This window comes from Trebonia sp. (assembly GCF_030042015.1).
In the GTDB taxonomy this organism is placed as follows: Bacteria; Actinomycetota; Actinomycetes; order Streptosporangiales; family Streptosporangiaceae; genus Trebonia.
This window is the reverse complement of record NZ_JASIAL010000423.1, coordinates 1-5,473: the sequence shown is the minus strand read 5'-3', so window position 1 is coordinate 5,473 and position 5,473 is coordinate 1. Positions and strand designations below refer to the sequence as shown.

Sequence of the window (5,473 nt, the reverse complement as noted above, 5' to 3'; positions counted from 1 at the left end):
CCGCGCTGCCGCAGGCTCGGCCGCCGCGACGTCCGGCACGTCGGGTGCGGGGACGCCGGGCTGCGAGGGCGCGGGCGAGCCGCCCTGGGCGGCCACCGCGGGCGACTGCTGCGATGCGGCAAGCGGCGGCGTCGGCGGCGTCTTCATCGTCGGTACGTAGCGGTTCAGCGCCATCGTGTACGGCTCGGGCAGCCAGGGCTCCCCGACCGCGCCGACCGCGCCCTCGCCGAGCTGGTCGAGCAGCTCACTTGGCGTCGGCCGGTCCGCGGGGGCCTTGGTCAGGCAGCGCTCGATCAGCGGGCGGATCTGGTCCGGCACCCGGGTCAGGTCCGGCTCGCGGTTCACCACCCGGTACATCAGCGCGGGCGTCGGCCCGCTGCCGAACGGTCCCTCGGCGGTGGCCGCGTAGGTCATCACCGCGCCCAGGCTGAACACGTCGCTCGGCGCGCCGACCGCCGACCCTTCGGCCTGCTCGGGGGACAGGTATCCGGGCGAGCCCATGACCATCCCTGTCTGGGTCAGCATGCTGGCCTCGCGCGCCCGGGAGATCCCGAAGTCGATCACCCGCGGCCCGTCGTGGGCGAGCAGCACGTTCGACGGCTTCAGGTCCCTGTGCACCACGCCGGCCGCGTGAATGGCCTGCAGTCCCTCCGCCAGGCCCGCGAACAGGGTGAGCAGGGAATCGACAGGCAGCGGCCCCTGATCCTCCACCGCCTCCGACAGCGAGGGCCCGGCCACGTACGCCGTCGCCAGCCACGGGACCGGGCTCTCCACGTCCGCGTCCACGACCAGCGCGGTGAACATCCCGCCCACGTTGCGCGCCGCGGCCACCTCCCGCGCGAACCGCGCGCGGAATCCGGGTTCCCCGCCAAGCTCCGGGCGGATGACCTTGACCGCCACCAGCCGCCCGCCGGGAGACCTGGCCAGATACACCTGGCCCATGCCCCCGGCACCGAGCCGGCCCAGCAGGCGGTAGTGCCCGACCGTTACCGGATCGGTAGGCAGCAGATCCTTTATCATGCCGTTCCCCCGCTACAATCCCACGGCGGCATTTCCACAGCCTGGCACAACACCGATGGCATCACAACAAAAGGCTGCACAATTAGCCGAACATGCCAACACATATGATCGCTCGCCCCCACTTAGCAAAAACGTGTAAGCAAGGTTTATCAGTGCAAAAGGATGCCATGCCACCTGTCCTGCCGGCCAGTATTTCGGTCATCAGGGTGAGAAGATTATGACCTGAAAGTAAGGTCGCTTCGCACCGACCAGGGTGACCCCGGCCTACCTGGCGGGACAGCGGCCACCCGCAGACGGCGGGAGACCCGGCACCTGGCCGGCCGCCCAACCGGTGCCGAGGGCCGCTGAGCAGGCGCAACGGCTCGTTCGGAATATTCATCAAGAACTGGGAACACGACCTTCCCAATTGTCACCAGGCGTTTACCGGCGGACGGCAAAGTCTGCGCATGCCAGATGACTCGGGCTCCGGCTTGTCCAGGCGGCAAGTGCTCGCCGCCAGCGGCACGGGGCTGCTCGCGGCCACCACCGCCGCGCAAGCGCGCGCGGCGAGCGGGCGGCTGCGACCCGGCCCCCATGGCGACGGCACGCCGGAGCAGATCCACCTCACCTGGGGCGACGACCCGGCGCGGAGCGTCGTGGTCTCGTGGGCGTCCGCCGGCCAGGCGGCGCGGCCCCGGGTGCGGATCGGGCAGCGGGTCATCCCGGCCGAAGAGCGCGCCTACACCGACGGGCTCAACGGGACCACGGTGTGGACCTATCACGCGCGGGTGCACGGGCTGCGTCCCGGCGCGACCTACGGGTACGCGGTCACCGCCGACAACGACGGCAACTCCGCCGACCCGTTCAGCGCCACGTTCACCAGCGCGCCAGAGGGGCGGGCCGCGTTCCGGTTCACCAGCTTCGGCGACCTCGCGACGCCGAACACCAGCTGGGTCCTGTCCTACGGTCAGTCCGCGTACGCGGTCGGGGCGGTGGAGTCCTTCCAGCCGCTGTTCCACCTGCTCAACGGCGGCCTGTGCTACGCCGGCCTGAACCCGGCGGCGCAGCCGCAGGTGTGGCGGGACTTCGGCAACAACAACCAGGCGTCGGCCGCCAACCGGCCGTGGATGCCGGTGCCCGGCAACCACGAGATCGAGTTCGGCAACGGGCCGCAGGGCTTCGCCTCCTACCTGACCAGGTACGCGCTGCCGCACAACGGGACACCGGGCCTTGCGGGCCGCTGGTACTCGTTTCGCATCGGCGCGGTGCTGTTCGTGGCGCTGAGCGCCGATGACGTCGTTTACCAGGACGCGGGCGCGTTCGTTGCCGGGCCCGGGCCGCTTGCCCCCGCCCCGTCCACCGGCAACCCGCCGATCCCGGCCGGCACCTCGCTGTACGTGCACGGCTACTCGGGCGGCGCGCAGACCCGGTGGCTCGAGACCACGCTGGCGACGGCGCGGCGGGACGCCTCGATCGACTGGATCATCGCGCAGATGCACCAGTGCGCCTGCTCATCCTCGCTCGACGGCAACGGCTCGGACCTGGGCATCAGGGAAGAGTGGCTGCCGCTGTTCGACCGCTACGAGGTGGACCTGGTGCTCTGCGGGCACGACCACGACTACGAGCGGTCGTTTCCCGTGCGGGGGTTCGACATCGGGGCGGGCACGGACGCGGGCACGGCCGCGCCGGCCGACACCCGGCGGCCGCACCCGGTGACCACGGTCGACAGCGGCGTCTTCGACACCAGCCAGGGCACCGTGCACCTGATACTCGGCTGCGGCGGCACCAACGCGAACCTCGACGCCTACGGCCTGGACGCCGCCGGCGGGCTCCCGCGGGCGAAGGTGTTCACCCGCGCCAACCGGCCTGTGCCCGCAGGCACGCCTGGCGTGTACGCCCGGCCGGGCGCCGACGCGGTGGAGGACGCGACCTGGTCCGCCCGCCGGGACACCTCGACCGGCTACGGGATCGCGGTGTTCGACGTGAACCCGGGCACGGAAGCGGGCGGGCAGACCTCGATCACCGTCACCCACTACCACGCGGTGGGCGCCGACCCGGTCAACCCGGCGACAGGCCAGCCGGGGGCGCCGACCGACGATTACACGGTGTTCGAGACGTTCACCTTGATCAGGCCGCGCTCGGACGGGCGCCGCTGGCACGCCAAGCAGTCGTCGGCGGTCGTGCTGTAGCGCTGCGGCGCCGGGGCGGGCGAGCACCGCCCCCACGCTCACCTCGTCCACTAGCTCAGGCGCCTGACCCGCCAGCTGCCCGGAGCGGCTGGCGGGTCAGGGGTGCTGAGAGAGTGCTGCTAGCGAGCCCTGCTCGTAATCACCAGACGGCGGGCGAGCTCCAGGTTCGCCGCCGCCGCGACGAACAGCGCCAGTCCCCACCAGGAGCCCACGCCGCAGAAGACCGCACCGAGGACGATCAGGAACACCCCCGCGATTGCGCGCACGGCCGCCACGGACCTGGGGGCGCGGAGCGCGAACGGGAAGATCGCGCCCTGCCTGAGGTTGGATCCCAGCGAGGTGCAGGTGCTGGTGTTGGTCTGCGCGTTCATCGGACTACCTCCCGCGTGCTGCCTATCGCTATCTCTCTTATAGCAATGTGATATCACTTTGCGGGCGTGCGGTCAAGGGGTGCCGGCAGGGCGGGCCGGCCCGTGTAGCGTCGTGGCATGACTGCAGTTGACGCGCTTGTGGTGGGCGCCGGCGTGGTCGGGCTGACCACCGCGATCTCGCTGGCCGAGGCGGGCCTCGCGACCCGCGTCGTGACGGCGGACCCGCCGTCGCGGACCACCTCGGTGGCGGCCGGGGCCATCTGGGGGCCGGTGCGGTGCGGCCCGCCGGACCGGTGCCGTGAGTGGGCACGGGCCGGCCTGGACGTGCTGTCGGAGCTGGCCGGCGAGCCCGCGGCCGCGATCCGCCAGGTGCGCGGGCGGGAGGTGTCGCAAGAGCCCGCAGCGCCGCCTGACTGGCTGGACCTGCTGCCAGGCGGCGTGGCGATGTGCGCGCCGACGGAGCTGCCCGACGGGTTCGCGGCCGGCTGGTGGTACACCGCGCCGGTGGTGACCATGCCGTCGTACCTGGATTACCTGCTGGCGCGGTACGCGGCGGCGGGGGGCTCGGTGGAGGTCGCCGCCGTCGCGTCCCTGCAGTCGCAGGACGCGCCTGTCGTGGTGAACTGCGCAGGCATGGGCGCCAGGGAGCTCGTGCCCGACCCGCTGCTTGAGCCGGTGCGCGGGCAGGTCGTGGTGGTGCGCAACCCGGGCATCGAGGAGTTCTACATCGACCACGGGCTGCGCGGCTCGGAGTACGTGTACCTGTTCCCGCACGGCGACGTGGTGCTGCTCGGCGGCACCGCGGAGGAAGGTGCATGGGACCTGGCCGCCCGGCCCGAGGTAGCCGAACGGATCCTGCGCGACTGCTCGGCCGTCCATCCCCGCCTGCGCGGGGCGCAGATCGTGGCGCACCGGGTCGGGCTGCGGCCGTGCCGGCCGCAGGTGCGGCTCGAGGCCGAGCGGCTGCCCGGCCCCGGCGACCGGGTGCTCTGGCACAACTACGGGCACGGCGGCGGCGGGGTGACGCTGGCGTGGGGATGCGCCCGCGAGATCACCGCGGCCGTGCTGGCGGGGACGGCGCCCGCCGCGTGAGTTCTGCCAGAATGTCCCGGTGGACATTGTGCGGACGGCGCAGCGCATCGCCGACGAGGTTCTGTTCCCCGCCGCGCTGGCGACCGACGCCAGCGACGTGCTGCCGCGCGAGCTGCTCGACGCGCTGGCCGACGCCGGGCTGTACGGCGTCGCGGCGCCGGAAGAGGCGGGCGGGCTGAACGCCGACTTCGGCACGGCCTGCGCGGTCCAGGAGGCGCTGGCCAGCGGCTGCATGACGACCGCGTTCGTCTGGGTGCAGCACACCGGGCTCGTGCACGCCGTGGCGGCCAGCGACCGCGCCGAGCTGCGGGACAGGTGGCTGGCGCCGCTTGCCTCCGGCGCGATCCGCGGCGGGCTCGGCAGCGGCGGCCTGCTGCCCAAGCCGACGCTGCGCGCGCGGCGCGACGGCGACCGCTGGCTGCTTGACGGGGTGTCTCCGTTCGTCTCCGGGTGGGGACGCATCGACGTGATCCACGTCGCCGCGCGCACCCCCGAGGACCAGGTCGTCTGGCTGATCGTCGACGCGGCGCAAGGCCCGTCGCTGCGCGCTGAGCGGCTGCGGCTCGCCGCGCTCAACGCGACCGCGACGATGCGCGTCACGTTCAGCGCGCTGCCTGTCGCCGCGGACCGTGTCACGGGGCTGCACCCGTACGGCGCCGGTGGCGCTGTCGGCGCCGGCGCCGTGCCGGAGGTGCTGCGGGTGCACGCCGCGATGGCGCTTGGCGTCGCGGCGCGCTGCTGCCGGCTGCTCGGGCCGACGTCGCTTGACGGCGAGCTGGCGTCGGTGCGGGCCGGGCTCGACGAGCTCGGCCCGGGCCTGCC

5 protein-coding genes are annotated in these 5,473 nt (G+C 72.9%); 3 read left to right on the top strand and 2 right to left on the bottom strand.

Annotation, left to right across the window (positions count from 1 at the left end; translation table 11 throughout):
- A partial coding sequence (locus Q1N79_RS22700) for a serine/threonine-protein kinase (RefSeq protein ID WP_300612186.1) occupies positions 1-1,020 on the bottom strand: 1,020 nt, incomplete at its 3' end.
- Between the two features lie 446 nt (positions 1,021-1,466).
- On the opposite strand from Q1N79_RS22700, the gene Q1N79_RS22695 reads away from it, so the two are divergent.
- Positions 1,467-3,188, top strand: coding sequence for a metallophosphoesterase family protein (locus tag Q1N79_RS22695; protein ID WP_300612184.1), 1,722 nt, complete (start codon positions 1,467-1,469; stop codon positions 3,186-3,188).
- 119 nt (positions 3,189-3,307) lie between these two features.
- Here the strand turns inward: Q1N79_RS22695 and Q1N79_RS22690 are convergent, their stop codons facing one another.
- Positions 3,308-3,559 (bottom strand): hypothetical protein, encoded by a 252-nt coding sequence (locus tag Q1N79_RS22690; RefSeq protein ID WP_300612182.1) that lies wholly within the window; start codon positions 3,557-3,559, stop codon positions 3,308-3,310.
- Between the two features lie 117 nt (positions 3,560-3,676).
- Between Q1N79_RS22690 and Q1N79_RS22685 the strand changes: the two genes are divergently transcribed.
- Both Q1N79_RS22685 and Q1N79_RS22680 read left to right on the top strand, forming a co-directional pair.
- Entirely contained in the window at positions 3,677-4,651 is a 975-nt protein-coding gene (locus Q1N79_RS22685; protein ID WP_300612180.1) for an FAD-binding oxidoreductase, read from the top strand.
- Between the two features lie 19 nt (positions 4,652-4,670).
- A partial coding sequence (locus Q1N79_RS22680) for an acyl-CoA dehydrogenase family protein (protein ID WP_300612178.1) occupies positions 4,671-5,473 on the top strand: 803 nt, incomplete at its 3' end.

Bases quoted from the DNA above. Each gene is read 5' to 3' on its own strand.
- Q1N79_RS22695 (WP_300612184.1), top strand. From the start codon at position 1,467: ATGCCAGATGACTCGGGCTCCGGCTTGTCCAGGCGGCAAGTGCTCGCC.
- Q1N79_RS22690 (WP_300612182.1), bottom strand. From the start codon at position 3,559: ATGAACGCGCAGACCAACACCAGCACCTGCACCTCGCTGGGATCCAAC.
- Q1N79_RS22685 (WP_300612180.1), top strand. From the start codon at position 3,677: ATGACTGCAGTTGACGCGCTTGTGGTGGGCGCCGGCGTGGTCGGGCTG.